The 15,952-nt window shown below is 71.2% G+C and carries 28 protein-coding genes; 19 read left to right on the top strand and 9 right to left on the bottom strand.

Features of this window, described 5'->3' with window-relative positions; translation table 11 throughout:
- The first annotated feature begins 14 nt into the window (after positions 1 to 14).
- From AC27IY_RS41225 to AC27IY_RS41200, 6 genes are all read left to right on the top strand, one after another.
- A complete protein-coding gene (locus tag AC27IY_RS41225) occupies positions 15 to 317 on the top strand; it encodes a hypothetical protein (RefSeq protein ID WP_487181309.1) in 303 nt (100 codons plus the stop codon).
- Entirely contained in the window at positions 314 to 481 is a 168-nt protein-coding gene (locus tag AC27IY_RS41220) for a hypothetical protein (protein WP_487181308.1), read from the top strand. Before AC27IY_RS41225 ends, AC27IY_RS41220 begins: the two co-directional genes overlap by 4 nt.
- Positions 482 to 589: 108 nt before the next feature.
- Positions 590 to 1,342 carry a 6-pyruvoyl trahydropterin synthase family protein gene (locus tag AC27IY_RS41215; protein ID WP_487181307.1) on the top strand — a complete coding sequence of 251 codons (753 nt, stop codon included), beginning with the start codon at positions 590 to 592 and terminating at the stop codon, positions 1,340 to 1,342.
- Between the two features lie 19 nt (positions 1,343 to 1,361).
- Complete coding sequence (locus tag AC27IY_RS41210; RefSeq protein ID WP_487181306.1) at positions 1,362 to 2,051, top strand: helix-turn-helix domain-containing protein; 690 nt, start codon at positions 1,362 to 1,364, stop codon at positions 2,049 to 2,051.
- A 282-nt stretch (positions 2,052 to 2,333) separates the two neighbouring features.
- Entirely contained in the window at positions 2,334 to 2,651 is a 318-nt protein-coding gene (locus AC27IY_RS41205) for a hypothetical protein (RefSeq protein WP_487181305.1), read from the top strand.
- Positions 2,652 to 2,694: 43 nt separating this feature from the next.
- On the top strand, positions 2,695 to 3,159 hold the full coding sequence (locus tag AC27IY_RS41200) for a hypothetical protein (RefSeq protein WP_487181304.1): 465 nt from the start codon (positions 2,695 to 2,697) through the stop codon (positions 3,157 to 3,159).
- A 390-nt stretch (positions 3,160 to 3,549) separates the two neighbouring features.
- Here the strand turns inward: AC27IY_RS41200 and AC27IY_RS41195 are convergent, their stop codons facing one another.
- The 7 genes from AC27IY_RS41195 to AC27IY_RS41165 all read right to left on the bottom strand — a co-directional run bounded on the left by AC27IY_RS41195 (position 3,550) and on the right by AC27IY_RS41165 (position 7,426).
- Complete coding sequence (locus AC27IY_RS41195) at positions 3,550 to 3,723, bottom strand: hypothetical protein (protein WP_487181303.1); 174 nt, start codon at positions 3,721 to 3,723, stop codon at positions 3,550 to 3,552.
- Positions 3,724 to 3,943: 220 nt separating this feature from the next.
- On the bottom strand, positions 3,944 to 4,375 hold the full coding sequence (locus AC27IY_RS41190; RefSeq protein WP_487181302.1) for a hypothetical protein: 432 nt from the start codon (positions 4,373 to 4,375) through the stop codon (positions 3,944 to 3,946).
- A gap of 75 nt (positions 4,376 to 4,450) precedes the next feature.
- Positions 4,451 to 4,897, bottom strand: coding sequence for a hypothetical protein (locus AC27IY_RS41185; RefSeq protein ID WP_487181301.1), 447 nt, complete (start codon positions 4,895 to 4,897; stop codon positions 4,451 to 4,453).
- 139 nt (positions 4,898 to 5,036) lie between these two features.
- Complete coding sequence (locus AC27IY_RS41180; protein ID WP_487181300.1) at positions 5,037 to 5,876, bottom strand: hypothetical protein; 840 nt, start codon at positions 5,874 to 5,876, stop codon at positions 5,037 to 5,039.
- Positions 5,877 to 5,936: 60 nt separating this feature from the next.
- Positions 5,937 to 6,671 carry a hypothetical protein gene (locus AC27IY_RS41175; protein ID WP_487181299.1) on the bottom strand — a complete coding sequence of 245 codons (735 nt, stop codon included), beginning with the start codon at positions 6,669 to 6,671 and terminating at the stop codon, positions 5,937 to 5,939.
- 72 nt (positions 6,672 to 6,743) lie between these two features.
- On the bottom strand, positions 6,744 to 7,079 hold the full coding sequence (locus AC27IY_RS41170) for a hypothetical protein (protein ID WP_487181298.1): 336 nt from the start codon (positions 7,077 to 7,079) through the stop codon (positions 6,744 to 6,746).
- Between the two features lie 95 nt (positions 7,080 to 7,174).
- Positions 7,175 to 7,426 carry a hypothetical protein gene (locus AC27IY_RS41165; RefSeq protein WP_487181297.1) on the bottom strand — a complete coding sequence of 84 codons (252 nt, stop codon included), beginning with the start codon at positions 7,424 to 7,426 and terminating at the stop codon, positions 7,175 to 7,177.
- Between the two features lie 175 nt (positions 7,427 to 7,601).
- Between AC27IY_RS41165 and AC27IY_RS41160 the strand changes: the two genes are divergently transcribed.
- The 10 genes from AC27IY_RS41160 to AC27IY_RS41115 all read left to right on the top strand — a co-directional run bounded on the left by AC27IY_RS41160 (position 7,602) and on the right by AC27IY_RS41115 (position 13,755).
- Complete coding sequence (locus AC27IY_RS41160; RefSeq protein ID WP_487181295.1) at positions 7,602 to 8,555, top strand: hypothetical protein; 954 nt, start codon at positions 7,602 to 7,604, stop codon at positions 8,553 to 8,555.
- Between the two features lie 70 nt (positions 8,556 to 8,625).
- The gene (locus AC27IY_RS41155) at positions 8,626 to 9,174 is read left to right on the top strand and encodes a hypothetical protein (protein ID WP_487181294.1); all 549 of its coding nucleotides are present in this window, start codon (positions 8,626 to 8,628) and stop codon (positions 9,172 to 9,174) included.
- Positions 9,175 to 9,317: 143 nt separating this feature from the next.
- Entirely contained in the window at positions 9,318 to 9,542 is a 225-nt protein-coding gene (locus AC27IY_RS41150) for a hypothetical protein (protein ID WP_487181293.1), read from the top strand.
- Positions 9,543 to 9,670: 128 nt separating this feature from the next.
- Positions 9,671 to 10,129, top strand: coding sequence for a hypothetical protein (locus AC27IY_RS41145; RefSeq protein ID WP_487181292.1), 459 nt, complete (start codon positions 9,671 to 9,673; stop codon positions 10,127 to 10,129).
- 278 nt (positions 10,130 to 10,407) lie between these two features.
- Positions 10,408 to 10,746 carry a hypothetical protein gene (locus tag AC27IY_RS41140; protein WP_487181291.1) on the top strand — a complete coding sequence of 113 codons (339 nt, stop codon included), beginning with the start codon at positions 10,408 to 10,410 and terminating at the stop codon, positions 10,744 to 10,746.
- A gap of 63 nt (positions 10,747 to 10,809) precedes the next feature.
- Complete coding sequence (locus tag AC27IY_RS41135) at positions 10,810 to 11,208, top strand: hypothetical protein (protein ID WP_487181290.1); 399 nt, start codon at positions 10,810 to 10,812, stop codon at positions 11,206 to 11,208.
- Between the two features lie 54 nt (positions 11,209 to 11,262).
- Positions 11,263 to 11,577, top strand: coding sequence for a hypothetical protein (locus AC27IY_RS41130; RefSeq protein ID WP_487181289.1), 315 nt, complete (start codon positions 11,263 to 11,265; stop codon positions 11,575 to 11,577).
- Between the two features lie 69 nt (positions 11,578 to 11,646).
- Positions 11,647 to 12,159, top strand: coding sequence for a hypothetical protein (locus AC27IY_RS41125; RefSeq protein WP_487181288.1), 513 nt, complete (start codon positions 11,647 to 11,649; stop codon positions 12,157 to 12,159).
- A gap of 72 nt (positions 12,160 to 12,231) precedes the next feature.
- Complete coding sequence (locus tag AC27IY_RS41120; RefSeq protein ID WP_487181287.1) at positions 12,232 to 12,825, top strand: hypothetical protein; 594 nt, start codon at positions 12,232 to 12,234, stop codon at positions 12,823 to 12,825.
- A 243-nt stretch (positions 12,826 to 13,068) separates the two neighbouring features.
- Entirely contained in the window at positions 13,069 to 13,755 is a 687-nt protein-coding gene (locus AC27IY_RS41115) for a hypothetical protein (protein WP_487181286.1), read from the top strand.
- A 98-nt stretch (positions 13,756 to 13,853) separates the two neighbouring features.
- Here the strand turns inward: AC27IY_RS41115 and AC27IY_RS41110 are convergent, their stop codons facing one another.
- Entirely contained in the window at positions 13,854 to 14,060 is a 207-nt protein-coding gene (locus tag AC27IY_RS41110; protein ID WP_487181285.1) for a hypothetical protein, read from the bottom strand.
- Positions 14,061 to 14,247: 187 nt separating this feature from the next.
- On the opposite strand from AC27IY_RS41110, the gene AC27IY_RS41105 reads away from it, so the two are divergent.
- The 3 genes from AC27IY_RS41105 to AC27IY_RS41095 are packed head-to-tail and all read left to right on the top strand — an operon-like array spanning position 14,248 to position 15,595.
- Complete coding sequence (locus AC27IY_RS41105; RefSeq protein WP_487181284.1) at positions 14,248 to 15,024, top strand: peptidoglycan recognition protein family protein; 777 nt, start codon at positions 14,248 to 14,250, stop codon at positions 15,022 to 15,024.
- A complete protein-coding gene (locus tag AC27IY_RS41100) occupies positions 15,021 to 15,290 on the top strand; it encodes a DUF2829 domain-containing protein (protein ID WP_487181283.1) in 270 nt (89 codons plus the stop codon). The genes AC27IY_RS41105 and AC27IY_RS41100 overlap by 4 nt, the downstream gene beginning before the upstream one ends.
- Positions 15,287 to 15,595: a hypothetical protein gene (locus tag AC27IY_RS41095; RefSeq protein WP_487181282.1), complete on the top strand. Its 309-nt coding sequence runs from the start codon at positions 15,287 to 15,289 to the stop codon at positions 15,593 to 15,595. The genes AC27IY_RS41100 and AC27IY_RS41095 overlap by 4 nt, the downstream gene beginning before the upstream one ends.
- A 62-nt stretch (positions 15,596 to 15,657) precedes the next feature.
- Here the strand turns inward: AC27IY_RS41095 and AC27IY_RS41090 are convergent, their stop codons facing one another.
- Positions 15,658 to 15,924 carry a hypothetical protein gene (locus AC27IY_RS41090; RefSeq protein ID WP_487181281.1) on the bottom strand — a complete coding sequence of 89 codons (267 nt, stop codon included), beginning with the start codon at positions 15,922 to 15,924 and terminating at the stop codon, positions 15,658 to 15,660.
- Positions 15,925 to 15,952 lie beyond the last annotated feature (28 nt).

Below are 15,952 nucleotides of genomic sequence, written 5' to 3'. Positions count from 1 at the left end.
CTACTCCTCCCGGCGTGACAGACACGCCGATCTATGACCGCCTCGTCGCCGAGTACCGCGACCGGCACCAGGCCACCCGCCCCTTCCGGAAGGCCGCGACGCCCACGCCCGCGGCCGCCGACGAACCCCGCGGCTGGTTCAACCCCGCAACCCCCGGGCCCGCGCCCCTGAGCGAACTCGATCTCGCCCCGGCCCGCGTCGAGCCGACGCCGCCGCCCGGCCTGCGCGGCATCGCCAACATCCTCGCCATGTCGCAGATCGCGCTCGCCGTCCGCGAGCCCAAAGAGTCCGTGCGCATCGTCGGGACGCTCTCATGAGGCGGCGCGGCGGCGACGGCTGCCTCGTCCTCCTCATGCAGGCCGCCACCCTGGCCGCCCTCATCTGGTCCGGTACCACCACCGACATCACCGCCCTGTCGATCCTGTGCTGGATCCTGGCCGGCTCCGTCATCCTCGGCCTCATCCTCCTCGCCGCCGACTGAAACCCACACGCCACCAGTACGAACCCGGCCCGGCAGGACACTAACGCGCCGATGTGTCACACTCCCGCCGCTCGACACCAGACCCACCCGAAGGAACCAACCGCAGCCGTGTTCACCGAGACCATCGACCACGCATTCCACGCCGCCCACTCCCTGCCGCACCTCGACGGGAAGTGCTCCAGCCTCCACGGCCACACCTGGCGGGCATCGGTGACCATCGCCGGCCCCCACCTCGGAGCTGACGGCATCCTGGTCGACTTCACCCCCTTCAAACAGGCGATGAAGCACTGGATCGACACCCGCCTCGACCACGCGCTCATGCTCGGCGCCGACGACCCCCTCATGCCCCTCCTGCAGCCGGGCCCGGACGGCACCCCCAGCCCGCTCGCCGCCATGTTCACCCGACGCGGCCAGCGCCTGTTCGTGTTCGGCCGCGACTTCCCCGACGCCGCATGGCCCACCGTCGAAGGCGTCGCGCAGCTGCTCGCCCACCACGCCCACGCGTGGCTGGAGCAGGCCACCACCCGCCGAGACGTCCACGTCTCCCAGGTGACCGTCCGCGAGACCGACCACAACTCGGCCACCTGGCACAACCCCGACCCGCCCACCCGCGCCCCCCAGCCGGCGGCCATCCACGTACCCGACGAGTTCCGCGACATCCCCCCGGACGTGCTGCGCGACCTCCTCACCTCCATGGCCCCCCAGATGGCCATCGAACTCGCCAACCAGTTCGGCACCCCCATCGGCGTCGCCCGCTACTTCGTCGACCAGGCCAACGCCAACACGGTCGCCGAGCGCCAGGCCGAACACGACGCCCAGCTCAACGCCGCGATCGCCCGATTCCTCAACCCCAACAAGTAACCCCCTGAAGGAGACCACCATGGCCACCACTCCCAACCACTTCCCCGCCGACACCTACACCGTCGTCCCGATCGCCCAGCTCACCCGCGTCACCTCGCTCGCCGACGAGCTGCGCAGCGCCTCCCAAGACCTCGCCGCCTCGATCGCCACCTCCACCCCCAGCCGCCACCAGAGCGCCCTCCCCTCCGCGCCCGCAGCCGTACCGGTGGCCTCGCCCACGGCCGCTGTCGAGCCCGACGCCACCAGGCGCCGCATCAGCCCGGCCGAAGCCGTCGCCACCCGCGAACACCTCTACAAGCAAATCCACGCCACCGGCACCCACGGCGCCACCACGGCAGACCTCGCCGCCCTCAGCGGAGAACAGTCCAGCCGCGTCCACCCCTACGCCCGAACCCTCGAAGCCCACGGCCGCATCTTCCGCAACGGCAACGGCACCGTCCGCTGGTACGCCACCGAACACCGCACAGCCGTCCTCAACGCCATGCGCCGCCGCGTCCCCAACCACGACCTCACCGTCGCCGAAGCCTCCGACATCCTCGGCCTGTCCCCCCGCACCATCCGCGACATGGCCGACGCCAAGCAACTCGCCGGCCGCCGCGTCGGCAACTCCCTCCTGATCCACCCCAAGGGCGTCCTCGCCCACATCAACACCATCGGCGCCACCCCGCCCGCCGACACCACCACCCAGCCCACCCAGCCCGCCGCATAACCACACCCAGACCACCCACCCCCCGACCCCCACGAGAGGAGGAACACCACCATGGGACGCCCCACCAAACTCACCCCCGAACTAGCCGCCGCCCTATGCGAAGCACGAGCCAACGGCCACGGAACCCGAGGAGCCGCCGCAGCCTGCGGCATCAGCCGATCAACCCTCCAGCTCTGGCTCTCAAAAGGAGAAGAGGGGGAAGACCCAGACCCGATCTACTCGGACTTCTCGGCCCGGTTTACGCGCGCGGGCGCGAGGGCGATCGGCCGGCTGGTGAACGCGGTGTTCGAGGATGCGGTGGGCGGGGTGGAGATCAAGCGGACGGTTCGGCCGGACGGGTCGGAGGAGGTGCAGGTGACGCCGCCGAACGGGGTGGTGGCGTTGAAGGCGTTGGCGCAGCTCGATCCGGAGGATTGGCAGCCTCGCAAGGCGTTGGAGGTGTCCGGCCCGAACGCGGGCCCGGTGGAGGTGGCGCAGTCGGAGGTGATCGAGGGCGTGCTCGCGAGGGTGCGGAAGGCGAAGGAGCGTCGGGCGGCCGAGGCGGCGGCCCGTACGGGGCAGGCCGGGCAGGCCGGAACGGGGGAGGAGCACGGTGGGTAGTCATGAGCCGGGGGATTCGGGAGACCTTGGCACGGAGCGTTACGTGCGGGTGGTGGTCGAGGCCGAAGCGGACCCGTACGGGAACCTGCGCGCGCCACGCTGGTCAACCGCGCGGCTGCTGCCCGAGGGCGAGGAGGTCGAGCCGGGCCCCCACGACATGGTGGTGTCGGTCCCGGCCGAGCGGGCGTCGGAGCTGACGAGCTCGCCGCGGCCGTGGGACGCGCCGGGGACGTACGCGACGTACGACGAGTGGCGGGCCCGGGAGGAGGCGAAGCGCCGGCACCCTGCCGGGCGGGCGTTGACGGGCATCTTCTCGCAGTCGCATCCGTGGCTCTCGCCGCCGGAGCCTGCGGTGTCGGTCGAGCGTCCCGTGCTGGCGGTCGGGCGGGTCGAGGCGTTGGAGGCGCGGGTGGCCGAGCTGGAGGCGCGTCTCGCCGTGGTGGAGGGCCGCGACGTGATCGAGGTGTCCACGCTGGCGAGCGAGGAGCCGCGCGTGGTCGAGCTGTGAACGAGCTGCACGCCTACCCGGTCGGGGACCTGGTCGAGCACGACGTCGCCGAGGGCGATCGGGGCTGTGTGTGTGGGCCGGGGACGCGGCCGGTTGCCCGCGATGACGGGTCGTTCGGGTGGCTGGTGGTGCATCACTCGCTCGACGGCCGGGAGCTGCTGGAGCCGTTGGGGGTTGTGGCCGGCGGTTGGGCCCTGGCAGGCTGTCCAGCATGATCAGACTCAGCGACACAGGCGGCTGGACGGCGAGCGTGGGCGGCGGCTTCCGCAGCACGACGGGCGGCATGCGGCACACGGGCGGCATGCGTGCCCACCTGGGCGGCTGGTAGCCCTGTAGACAGCGAGGGCCCGAACCTCGGCAGAGGGGGGTTCGGGCCCTTCGTATGTCGGACTACTGGTTTGCGCTCAACCAGCTGAGCAGCGCCCACAGGACGGCCGCGCCGGAGAGGAGCCCGGCAAGGATCGCGGAGGGCCACGACTTGCGGTCCGCGAGCATGAGGGCGGCGACGATGGCCGCAGCGGCGACGGCCGCGAGAATGATCAGGATGACGCGTTCAGGGGACATGAAGTCGATTCCACCAATCTGAGAACGGACACAATGCGGCCAGGCAAGCGACCTATTCGCGGCGTTTGCCCTGGTCGCGATACGTATGGCGTTCGTGTGTGCCTTTCTGAGTGCCCGTCCCTCCTTCCAGGGGTCGACGCTGCGGCTTGGTGGAATGGGCTCATCGTACGAGAAAGCCCGAACTCGTGGGGCGAGTTCGGGCTCTTGTGCCTGATGTCTCTTACGTGGTGGAGGTGGCGCGGGCGCGGTGGGCGAGCATGCGCGCCTTGCGCAGCGCGTCACCCGGGTCCACCCACGAGTGGCTGCCGACCGGCGTCGTGTAAAGGCCCTGGTGGTGGTACTGCTCGACTCCGCACCACCCGCAGCCGTTCGGCGGGTTCCCGTCGTCCTCGACGGCCGGGGCGGACCGGCCCGAGTAGGTGACCGTGCGCTGCCCGTTCTCGCCGTGGTAGGTGACCACCTCCAGCTCCCAGCCCGGGGCCAGGAGCGGGCGGACCGCCTCGAAGTAGGCGCGGGACAGGCCGGGCACGCCGTCCTCGGGCCGGATGCACAGCTCGATCCGGTTGAGGCTGATGTGGGCGTGGTGCTGGTGCGGGCCGCGCTTGTCGAGGCGGGCGGCGCGGATGATGTCGGCAAGCTGCGACTGGTTCACTGGGGTTCTCCTCAATCCTGGGGCTTCGGTAGGGGGCGGGGCGGGCCCGTACCGCACGGGCCCGCGCGCTGTGGGTCAGGTGCCGGAGACGGCTTCGTGGTGGCAGGTGCCGCAGAGCGGTTCGGTTCGGCCGGTGACCTGGTTGTGCTGCTCGGTCAGGTCCTCGCTGATGCCGCACTCGGCGCAGCCGCCGAGCTTGGGGGTCCAGGTGGGGCGGCTGGCCTCGACGTACTGCGCGTACTCGGCGGGGAGCTCATGGGGGTCGCCGGGCTGACGGCCCGGGATCGCCCGGTAGAAGCCGTAATCGGGCTGGGCGAACTGCCCCGCGGGGGTCTGCTGTCCGGCCACGATGGGGCCGAACAGCTCCGTGTCGATGTGGGTCCATCCGGTGGCGGCCGTCCACACCCATTGCACGGTGATGCTTTCGGGGGTGAAGTCGCGGCCAGAGTGCGCGGTCAGGGTGGACGTCTCGGCGAAGTGCATGCGGACCAGGGTGCGGGCGACGGCGGACTCGAAGATCACAGTGTGGTTCTCCTGGGGATCAGACCGGGGAACCGCTCCCCGGATCACAAATAAAAGTATATGGGTCATTTATTTATTGGCAAGTGGATGATCAAGGGGCGAGACGCGGGCCGGTGCCGTCCGGCCCGCGTCGCGACGGTCAGCGCGTCAACGCCGAACGGCGCTGACGGCCGTGGCTGGCCAGGTCGAGCCGCCGAGCGACCGGGGCCGACACCGGGCGAGGCCAGGACGGGCGACGCCGGGCGGGCCCGCGCTGCATGGTCAGCCGGCGAACCGGGCGGCGCGGCGTGGTGTGGCGGCGCGGGGCGGCGTGCGTGACGGCCCGACGCTCGACGGCCGGGGCCACCTCAGCGGGCCCGGCCACCTCCTCGGCGACGTCGTCGTACGTGGTGACGTCCACCCCGTTCAGCGTCACCGTGCCGTCCGCCTCATAGACGTAGTCCGGGCGCGGCCCCCAGATCGCATCCCACGCGCTTCCCGTCCGGCGGTTGGCCCGCTCCCGCTGCCGCTCCTCCTCCTCGGCGACCTCCAGCCGCGCGACCGTGGCCGCCCAGCGGGCCGCGGACTCCTCGCGGTGGCGCTCCACGCGGGCCTCCCACGCGGCGTGGCGGCGCGTCGCCTCCTCGCCCTGGTACAGCGGGCGCAGCGGCTCCTTCGGGTCCTCGACGGCCGGGACCGGCTTGACGGTCTCCCACGCGGCCAGGCCCTCACGCCCGTCCGCCGTGGCGGCGACGGCCGCGCCGTCCAGCTCCAGGAAACCCGCCGAGATGAGCGCCCGGACGCGGTCGCGGGACACCGCGCGCCCGCGCCCGCCGTTCCGGCCGGTGCGGTAGAAGCCCTTCGCGTCGTGGTGCAAGCCGCCGGCGACCGCCCACGCCACGGCGTCGGCGTGCGCGGCAGTCCAGCCGAGCCGGGCGGCCTGGTCCTCGCGCCGGAGCTGGGCGCGGATCTCCTCCAGGGTGGGGACCTGAGTGGTCATGGTGCTGTTCTCCAAGGGTGCCGAGAGGGGGCGGGCCCGGACGGGCCCGCCGGGGAAGGGTCAGGCTTCGCTGGGGTGCGAGATGGTGATGAACTGCTGGCCGTTCTCGATGGTCACAGCGACGTGCAGCGTGGCCGGGTGCGCCTTGCGGATGCGGCGCTCCCGGGGCGTGCGGTGCAGGAAGACGGGCGTGCGGCGGTGGCCGGACGGCATGCCCTTGAGTGCGGAACGGGTCATCCAGAGCACGTCCCACAGGCGGCCGGTCTCGTCCTGCACGGTGCCCTTGCGCCGGTTGTCGGCGTCCGTCCAGGCCACGCAGTCCTCCCACGCGGCCCGGGTGATCGCGACCGGGAACCGGAGGTTCGCCTCCCGGGACAGGTCGGCGGGCACCTCGACCAGGTCACCGGAGGCGATGCGGTCGGCGCGGGTCGGCGCGTCCACGGGCAGCTCCGAGGCGAGCGCGAACACGATCCGGCTACGCGGGTCGTCGGCGTCGGCGAGCTGGACCGTCAGGCCGGTCTCGAACCGCTCGCCGTCGTGGCGGTGGCGGGCCACGCTCAGCGCGACGCGCTTGACGTCGTCGCCGGTCACGTTGGCCGCCTCGTACGCGTCCCGCATGAGCAGGTTGAGCCGGTCGTCGAAGTCGTCGCCCTCACGGACGTTGCGGCTCTCGACCAGGCCGGACCACACGGCGTGGGTGATCTCGATGGTGCGGTCGAATGTGCCCGCGTAGCGGGCGACGTAGTCGGGGACGACCCAGACGGCACCGAGGTCGGTCATGGCGGTGGAGATCACGGGATTGCCTCCAGAGGCGAGAAGGGGAAGTCAGGGGAGGGGCGGCGCGGTGCGCGCCGCCCGGGGCGGGGGCTACGGCTGGCAGGCGGCGCACACGAGGACGAATCCCCTGCTCGGGTCGTGCCGCCGAGTCACGCGCATGTCGCTCTGGCAGGTGGCGCAGCCGTACTCGGGGCAGTGCGGGCAGAAGTCCGGTTCGTCGCCCTCGGGGGAGAGGTAGACGTACACGCCGGCCTCAGCGCAGGTGAACGCGACCGGGTCGCCGGGGCAGCAGTCGGTGTAGGCGTCGCCGCGCAGGTCCTCCAGGACGGTCACGTCCGTGTTGCCGCACGTGGTGCACGCGGGATCAAGGAACGGCCTGAACGGGGCCGTAGCGGGCGCGGTGGGCGCGGGCAGGGTGATCGACACGGGGATGGTCCTTCCGGGGCTTCCTGGGGCGTTTGAGGGCTTTCGATGGGGTTCCGGGCGGGATGACCGCTCATCCCGCCCGGAACCGGGGGCGGCTAGCAGCCGCAGTCGCGGCAGACCGCGACGCCGCCGCGCGCCATCTCGTCGGTGATCCGGTCGAAGCACGCCTCGCAGAGGTACACGTCGCGCATGCCGAGCGCGGCGTCGATCAGGTCGAGCAGTTCAGCGCCGGTCGCGTCGCCCTCGTGGAACCAACCCCGGTCGTCGAGCAGGTCCTTCGCGTCGGCGATGGCCTCGGGGGACAGGGTGGCGGCGATGCTGGCGGGGCGGGTGGCGACGATGGTCATGCTTACCTCCTGGGGCTTTGTCGGTGACCGCTCACCGACTCACAAGTAAAAGCATATGGGCTATTTACGTTTCTGTCTACTCGGCTGATCATGTTGACGAGAACATAAACGACCCCTATGCTTTTACATGTCAGCCGGTGAGCGGTCACCGGAGACGCCCCAGGAAAGGACCTCAATGGTCAAGCTCAGGGCCTACGCCCTCGCAGGCATCGCCGCCCTCGCGGCAGCGCTCGCCCCCGCCACCGCCGCCCTGGCGGACGACGCGGGAAGCATCACCAGTCCGGCCAACGGCAACACCGTCAAGGCCGGAACCCTCCTCACGGTGGACGCCAAGGTCACCAACGTGTGCGACGCGAAGGTCACCGTCACCACCCCCGGCGGCGACACCCACCCCGTCGCCACCGCGCCGTACGACCCCCTGTGCGCCCCCGTCACCTTCAGCGGCAAGTACCTCCCGGCCACCGCCGGGGACTACACGCTGACGCTCGCGGCGGGCAAGGGCGCGGTGATCGACACCATCACCGTCACCGCCATCCCGCAGACCACCCCCACCGCCACGGCGACGGCCACGGAGACCCCGCAGGCCACCGCCACGCCGCAGCCCACCGTCACCGTCACGGTCACCCCGACCCCCACCCCCACGGTCACCGTGACGGCCACCCCCAAGGCCAGCAAGAAGGCCACCGCCACCCCCACGGCCAAGAGCACGGCCAAGCCGAAGACGGCCAGCACGCCGGTCACCCCGGCCACCGTCTACATCGACCGGCCCGCCGCCGCCCCGCAGGCGCAGGCACCCGCCCCGCAGGTCGAGGCACCGGCCACCCGGCCCACCATGCCGGAGGTGGCCACCCCGCAGGTAGCCGCCCCCGCCGTCGCGAGCACGCCCCCGGCGGCCAACGCGGTCGGCATGACCACCGTGGGCGACACGTCCACCATCGCCGCCGTGGGCGGCTTCTTCACCGGCACGCTGCTCCCCATCGTGGCGACCGGCGTCCTTGTCTGGGCCCTGATGGTCATCCGCCAGCGGAAGACCGCCCCCGCCGCCACCCCGGCACCGGCACCCGAGCGTGAGGGCATCCCCGCCGACGCGGACGCCCCCACCACCGTGCACGCCCCCTACAAGGGCTGAGCACCCCCGCCCCCCGGCCACAAGCCGGGGGGCACCCCTCCCCACAGCCACAGCCCAGAAGGGGGCACCCATGATCACCGCCGTCTACGTCCGCTCCACGCTCCAGGCCCACCCCGTCGAACCCGAGTCCGGGTTCGCCGCCCTGTGGGGCGTCCACGTCCCTGGAGACGAAACCGCGTGGCACCCGGGCACCGACCGGCGCGGGGAGCCGCTGCCCCCATTCGCCGGCCCCCGGTACGTCATTTACGCCCAGTACCGGAACGGCGTCATCGCGGCCCGCGCCCTGCCAGCCGGCGACTTCCGGCACCGGGACGACGCCCACATGATCGCCGCCCGCCTGAGGGACGCGGGCCTGACCGTCCGCGTCAAGAAGCGGCGCGGTACCGTGCTGCGCGACCAGCACGGCCACTTCTTCCCGTACCGCGTGTCGGTCGCGGCCGATCACGCCCTGCTCGACGTACTCGACGCCGCCGAGGAGGCGGAAGCCGATCAGCAGGGGCGCGGCTGGATCGACGCCTGCCCGACGTGCGGGGAGAAGGACCCGCGCGTGACCACGCTCGGGAAGACGGGCGCGACCGTCACGGACTGCTGCGAAGTGGACGTCACGCACCTCATCTGAGCAGGCAAGCGGGCGGGCGGCCGGATGACGGCATGTCCCGAGAATCGCCCCGGCCAAGCCAGGCCCACGGGGGCGCGGTGAGCGCCCATCTTCGCAGGCCCGCCCTCTTGCCCAGATTGTAAATGACCCCTATACTTTTATTTGTGAGCGAGAGAGCGGCTCTCGCGAAGCCCACCGGCCTCATCAACCGGAGGGCCAACCACGCAGGAAGGGGTTACATGTCGCCCAACAAGAAGTTCCCGGACAGTCAGTGCCGGGTGTGCACGGAGTTCTTCGCCGGTGTGGCTGTCGGCTCGAAGGCTCCGTACCACGAGGTGAAGGGCCGCCGCTGCGTTGGCACCGGCAACCCGACCGTAGTCGCCAAGTAGTCACCGTGCCCCCCGTCCACGGGCGGGGGGCACCCCTGCTTCCCGACCTTCGCAAGGTTTCTAGCCAACTAGAAGAAAATCCGCTAGCTGACTAGACAGATCCGAAATGAGCCCCTAAGTTGAGAGCCATGCCAACCAACGAAGCGATCTTCGCCCAGCCCGACATCACCCCCGCCAGCGACGACGCCACCGCCACGCGCGCCACCACCTACACCGGCACCGCCATCCGCACCGGACGGATGTGGACCGCTACCGTCAAGATCGGCGACAGCGCCGTCAGCGCCCAGGGCGCGACGTGGATCGACGTCAAGCGCAACCTCGGCTGGCTCGTCCTGGAAACGCTCAACGCCGAGCCCGGCACCATCGGCGTCCGCCTGGAGCCCGCCGACCCGGACGCCGCGGCTGCCCTGGAAGCCGTCACCGAGGCGCGGCAGGCGCGCGTCCTCGCCGAGCAGGCCGAGCGTGACGCGGTCCGCCGCGCCGCCACCCTCCTCACCTCCCAGGGGTGGACCCAGAGCGACGTGGGCAGCGCGGTAGACCTGTCCCACCAACGCGTCTCGCAGATCCTCAAAGAACTCAACGAGTAGCCTTGTAGACGTCCCTGATCGTGCGTGGTTGGGACCTCGCCGCCCCCTCGGAGTGATGACCCGATAGTGCGGGGCGGCGGCACAAAGCCCTCGCCGGCCTTTGCCTGCGAGGGCTTTCGCGCGTCTGCCGGCTGTTTGCCCCCGGGGCGCGGCTGATGACCTCGGCTGCCATGGCTGGATCCTGCCGCCCACCCCACTTGCCAACAATGTAAACGACCCATATGCTTTTACTTGTGAGTCGGTGAGCGGTCACCGGCCCCAAGCCCCAGGAGAACCACATGCTTACGCCCGACCTGCTTCGCCTGCTCGCCGAAGACCTCCGCGTCGCCATCGCCACCGGCGAGTTCGACCCGAACGCCGCGATCCCCGCGCTCCAGGAGATCGGCGGCGGCGTGGACTACAGGACCGCCCAGCGCGTCTGGCGCAACACCGACCCGATGGGCCAGGGCAACGTGTGGGACATCCTCGGCGGCGGCCAGTACCGCCCCCGCTACGGGCTCGCCCGCCGCGTCTGGGACCACACCGACGGCCCCCTCAAGAGCAAGCGCGTCATGCCCGCCCTGATCCTCCAGTGGGGCCCCGACATCGCCCGCTTCGCCCCCGTCACCACCAAGTAGTCCACCCCGGCCCGCCCCACACCGGGGCGGGCCCCCGCCCAGACCACAGGGAGAACCGCACCCGTGACCGCCCACGCTCTCGCCACGCCCTGCCCCGGCTGCCGCATCGCCGTCGAGCCCGACCACGTCAAGGACGGCCGCCGCTACTTCACCCACGACTGCGAGACCACGCCCGCGTGGGACCACCCCTACGCCCCGCCCGCGCCGCGCCTGAACGCGGCGGGCCGCCTGGCCGCCCTCAAGGTCATCGACGACGGCCCGATCGCGGCCAAGGACTGGGAGACCGCCTACGTCCACCTCGCCGCCCTGGAGAGCGCAGGCAGCTCCGACCGGTGGCGCGACGCGATCGCCTGGCTGAACGACCAGTGGGCGAACCCCAGCTACGACCGCTCATGGGTCGTGCTCCAGGCCCGGATCTTCCTCGGCATCGCCAACGCCCCCGCCCCCCGCAAGTACCGCTGACCACCCCGGCCCGCCCCCGCCCGGGGCGGGCCGCCCTCCCAGAGAGGACCACCGATGCACAACAACCCGCAGCGCGCCCGCTACGTCGTAGAGATCCAGCTTGACCCCGCCACCCCCGACCTCACCAACCACGGGGGCGAGACGTTCAAGCCCACCGTGGCCGACATCAGGTGGGAATGGTCGCCCGCCGATGGCTGGCAGCGGTGGATCAACGTCGTCGGCTACCGCCGCCGCAAGGACGGCAGCATCGGCGTCCGCACCGCCTACCACATGGAAACCCCGTTCAGCCCGGACTACTGGCGGCTGCCCGCCGAGTACCAGGCGCTCGCCGACGCCACCACCCCCACCCACTTCCCGCTCCCCGCCTGACCACCCCGCCCGGCGCGGGCCCGTGCGGTACGGGCCCGCCCTCTACCGAAGCCCCAGGAAGGCCACCACATGACCACCGAAGCCCCGACCGCCGCGACCCTGCTCGTCGTCGTCCTCGGCCCCGACACGACCGGCCCCGAGGCGCACAGCATCGAATGCCCCGCCTCCGACCGGTTCATCCCCGCCCAGCCCGGCGAGCCCGGCGACTGGTCCGGCAACGTCGCCGACCTCAGCACCCTGACCATGCGCTGGCCGAACCTGGTCCTCCACCCGTGCCTGTCCAAGGCCGCCCGCGCCTACGGCATCCCCGCCGGGTTCGAGCATCACGACATCCGCGCCCGCTGGCTCCGCGCCGACGTGCTCATGGGGTACGTGCTCGACACCGACGAGCCGCCCACCGCCGCCGTGGCGGACGTCCGCCGCCTGGTCCACATCCACGCCGCCGCCCCATTCGTGCGCGGCTCCTACACCCGCCTGGAGCGCGCCGTGCACACGCTCGCCGCCCAGCTCGGGCACGGCGAAGTGGACGCCTCCCACGTGATCCACACGCTCCGCGACCGGCCCGAAGCCGCCACCTGGTAGCCCCTGCGGGCCCGCGCGGCGCGGGCCCGCCCCCCATCGACGTCCCATCCCCGCCCGGCAAGGAGCACCCGAATGCCCGCCATCGCCCCCGTCCACGCCCCCAGCGGCGACTTCATCACTCGGCCCGTCTGGACGCCCAGACCCAACGGGCCCGTCCCGCACACGCAATGGGGCCACGTGATCCGCATCCCCGCCGAGGCGCTGCCCGCCGCCATCAACCCTGAGCCGGTGGACGCCGTCTTCATCGAGCCGTGGATTGACGGTTACGCCAGCACGTTCATCGCGGTCGCGCCCATCCACAACGCGCCGTTCCTGTCCCTCCGCTGGGACGTCGAGACCGCCCAGGCCGTCGATGTCGCCTGCTGGGCCACTCGCAGCGAAGCCAACACGGCAACCCGCGCGCTGGCCGACACCTACAACAGCCACCACGCGGGCGAGAACCGCACGAGCGCCACCATCGCGTTCATCACCCACATCGGGATACGGCGCGTGATCGGGCCTACCTGGGGTGGCAGCCTCATCCGCGACGGCGACCGCGTCCGCGTTTACGCCGACCACGAAGCCGAGCCCATCGGCACCGCCAGCCGGTGGGCGTCCGGGGCGCGCATGCTCGCCAAGCACCACGGCGTGCCCGCCCGCCGCCTGCTCTTGGAAGACGAGAACTGATCTCGGAGCCCCCGGCCGCATCCGAGCCGGGGGCGCTGCGCGCATCCGCCGGCCCCCGAACCCTCGCCGGCGAGGCGTGGGGTTCGGGGGCCGGCGGATGCCGTCGCGCCCGTGTGGAGAACGGGCGGATCTTGTGGCCGGAGCAGCTTGCCAAAGTTATAAACGACCCCTATTCTTTTACTTGTGAGCAGGTGAGCGGTCACCGGCTCGCAGGAACCAAACAGCCCCAGGAGGCCCAACATCATGACCCCGCTCGCCGAGATCGCCGCCCGCTACATGCACGCCCGCGAGTACAGCGCCCTCGCCGAGGCGATCCCGGCCGTCCCCGCCCGCTACGGCCAGATGGCCGAGCTGATCGGCCGCGCCGCCGACGCCTACCGCGACGCCGCCCGCCGCGCCGGACTCGCCACCGAAGGCATGGAGGAGCACAAGATCCTGCGCCGCTTCGTGCAGAGCTGGCTTGACCAGATCGAAGACCCGTACATCATGGCCATCGCCATCGGCGAAGGCTTCCCCGCCCACCTCGCGACCGTCGTCTCGGTCAAGGCGCTGCGCGGCTGGCTCACCAAGTGCGCGTACGGCAGCGGCCCCCGCCTCGACTTCGGCGGCATCAAGGCCAGGGCCGAGGACCGGTACGGCAAGGCGTTCCCCGACCTGATGCCGTGCGAGGAGTGCCAGGAGACCGACGACCACACCGCGTGGTGCACCTCCGAGACCAGCGTCGACGACGACGTCAACGCCGCCATGGCCGAAGTCGTCCACGAGGAGGACCTGCCCGGCTCGTGGCAGTTCGCCCCCGTGGCCGTGATCCGCACCCTCGCCGCCAACCGGGCCCGCATGATCGGCCTGACCCGGATCGCCGTCGAGTCCAAGGTGCCCGCCGCCGTCCCGCCGTCCGTGGACGACTTCTTCGCGGCGCTCTCCAACTAGCCCCAACCCGGCCCGCCCCGCCCGGGGCGGGCCCCACCTCAAGGACAGCGACGTTAAGGCCACGAACGAGGCGGGCCGACCAGCAGCGCCTCTCCCGGTCAGGGAAACAACAAGGTTTTTTTGAAGAGCGTAGGCAGCCCGTTCAGCGGGTTGAGCCTCCTGACCTGCTGTGAGCGCATGCGCTCACAGCCCAGGTTTTTTTTTAATGGTTCTTGGACTGCCCCGAGAGCAGCCGCCCCGGCGACCGCGAGCGCGCCGAACACCACCTGGGAGATCGTCGGCGGTCCGCCGAAGTTGGCCACCACCCCCGCGAACATCGTGCTCGCAGACAGCACGATCAGCCTGCCCCGGCCTGGTCGCTCCTTGGGGTTTCGCCGCCTTGCCCGCCCTCCCATGCGGCCAACCTAACCGCCGCTACCGGCCGGCACGACGTTAACACCGAAATTCGGCATCCTCCCCCGCGACCAACCACCGACCCGCCACGGGGGAGCAATGAAGAAGATCCAGGCCCGCTACTACCACAACGGCCGCGTGCGCCCGGTCAGGCTGATCGTCATGCACTCCATGGAGGCCCCCGAGAAGCCGGAGACCGCCGAGAACGTCGCCCGCTGGTTCGCCACCAGCAGCCCGAAGACCTCCGCGCACGTGTGCGTCGACTCCAACTCGGCCGTGCGGTGCGTGGACGACAACGACACCGCGTGGGCCGCGCCGAACGCCAACGCGGACGGCCTGCACATCGAGATGGCTGGCTACGCCAAGCAGACCCGCACCCAGTGGCAGGACGCCGCCAGCCTGGCCACGCTTAAGCAGGCCGCCAAGGTCGCCGCCGCCTGGGTGAAGAAGTACAGCATCCCGATCAAGCACCTCACCCCCGCCCAGGTCCGCGCCGGGCAGAAGGGGTTCTGCGCGCACGTCGACGTGACCAAGGCGTACCCGGGCACCGGCTCCCACACCGACCCCGGCGCCGGCTTCCCGTGGGACCGCTTCCTGGCCATGGTCAAGGCCGAGGTGAACGGCGAGCCGGCCAAGCCGGTCTCCTGGTCGCGGACCCTCGTCTACACCAAGGGCAAGGCGTACATGAAGGGCACCGACGTCGAGGAGTGGCAGGACACCCTCAACGAGCTGGGCTTCAAGGTGGACGTGGACGGCCTGTACGGCGCCGACTCCACCGCCGCCACCAGGAAGGCTCAGGCCAAGCTCAAGGTCCTCGTCACCGGCACCGTGGACAAGACCACGTGGCAGGCCGGCCAGAAGGCGGCGAGCAAGTGAACTTCGCTGACGCCCTCAACGTCTTGAAGGCCGGCGGCAGGGTCACCCGCGCCGGCTGGAACGGCCGAGGTATGTGGGTCTTCCGCGTGCCCGGCTCCACCATCACCGTCGCCGTCGACCGGCCGCTCGGCCAGGCCGCGCCCGAACTCGTCGGCCAGACCATCGAGTACCGGCCGCACTACGACATGTTCACCGCGGACGGGCAGATCGTCCCGTGGGTCGCGTCCCAGTCCGACGTGGACGCCGGCGACTGGGAGATCGTGTGACTGACTGGCTGATCCCCCTCGGCTACCTCGCGGCCATGATCTACACCGCGAGGCGGACGGCCACCGCCCTGCTCAACACCGACATGGTTGACGAAGACGGCTGGTTCGACGGCCTGGCGGCCCGCTTCGTGGGCTTCATGGTCGGCGCGCTGTGGCCGATCGCATGGGTCGCCGTACTGGTCGCCGGCCGCCTGCCCGCGACCGATCACGAAATCCGGCGCCAGCTCGCCGAGCGCGAGATGCGGCTCGCACAGCGCGATGCGCGAATCGCCGAGTTGGAGCGCGAACTCGGCATACGCGTGTAGAACGCCGCTGGCGGCCGTCCTGGGGGACGGCCGCCAGCGCTAGCGGATACGGGGATGCCGAGCTACTTCAGCAGGGGGCCCACAACCAGTTCGACCAGCGGGGCAGGGTCGTACTTGAGCGCAACGAGCACGGCGCAGCCAGCCATGAGAGTGATGGCCACGCCAATAGTTCTGCGCCGCTTCGTACGCGCCGCGTTGACCTCCTGAGCAGCCTTGGCCAACACCTCGATAGCCCTCTCGGACATCACGAGGCCCGGCTGGGAGTGCTGACCGCCGTCGACCTCTGCGGCCTTGTCCGGGACCTGCCCGGACGGGGGAATGTCGAGCAATCTAACCTACTTGTTAGTCTCGCCAGCC

Source organism: Nonomuraea sp. B208 (assembly GCF_057536035.1).
Note: the sequence above shows the minus strand (reverse complement) of the source record. Positions and strands in the feature narration are given on the sequence as shown.

Coding starts and splice junctions, on each gene's coding strand:
- AC27IY_RS41125 (WP_487181288.1), top strand. CDS start 11,647: ATGACCACCGAAGCCCCGACCGCCGCGACCCTGCTCGTCGTCGTCCTC.
- AC27IY_RS41105 (WP_487181284.1), top strand. CDS start 14,248: ATGAAGAAGATCCAGGCCCGCTACTACCACAACGGCCGCGTGCGCCCG.
- AC27IY_RS41130 (WP_487181289.1), top strand. CDS start 11,263: ATGCACAACAACCCGCAGCGCGCCCGCTACGTCGTAGAGATCCAGCTT.
- AC27IY_RS41220 (WP_487181308.1), top strand. CDS start 314: ATGAGGCGGCGCGGCGGCGACGGCTGCCTCGTCCTCCTCATGCAGGCC.
- AC27IY_RS41115 (WP_487181286.1), top strand. CDS start 13,069: ATGACCCCGCTCGCCGAGATCGCCGCCCGCTACATGCACGCCCGCGAG.
- AC27IY_RS41145 (WP_487181292.1), top strand. CDS start 9,671: ATGCCAACCAACGAAGCGATCTTCGCCCAGCCCGACATCACCCCCGCC.
- AC27IY_RS41155 (WP_487181294.1), top strand. CDS start 8,626: ATGATCACCGCCGTCTACGTCCGCTCCACGCTCCAGGCCCACCCCGTC.
- AC27IY_RS41140 (WP_487181291.1), top strand. CDS start 10,408: ATGCTTACGCCCGACCTGCTTCGCCTGCTCGCCGAAGACCTCCGCGTC.
- AC27IY_RS41180 (WP_487181300.1), bottom strand. CDS start 5,876: ATGACCACTCAGGTCCCCACCCTGGAGGAGATCCGCGCCCAGCTCCGG.
- AC27IY_RS41160 (WP_487181295.1), top strand. CDS start 7,602: ATGGTCAAGCTCAGGGCCTACGCCCTCGCAGGCATCGCCGCCCTCGCG.
- AC27IY_RS41195 (WP_487181303.1), bottom strand. CDS start 3,723: ATGTCCCCTGAACGCGTCATCCTGATCATTCTCGCGGCCGTCGCCGCT.
- AC27IY_RS41165 (WP_487181297.1), bottom strand. CDS start 7,426: ATGACCATCGTCGCCACCCGCCCCGCCAGCATCGCCGCCACCCTGTCC.
- AC27IY_RS41120 (WP_487181287.1), top strand. CDS start 12,232: ATGCCCGCCATCGCCCCCGTCCACGCCCCCAGCGGCGACTTCATCACT.
- AC27IY_RS41210 (WP_487181306.1), top strand. CDS start 1,362: ATGGCCACCACTCCCAACCACTTCCCCGCCGACACCTACACCGTCGTC.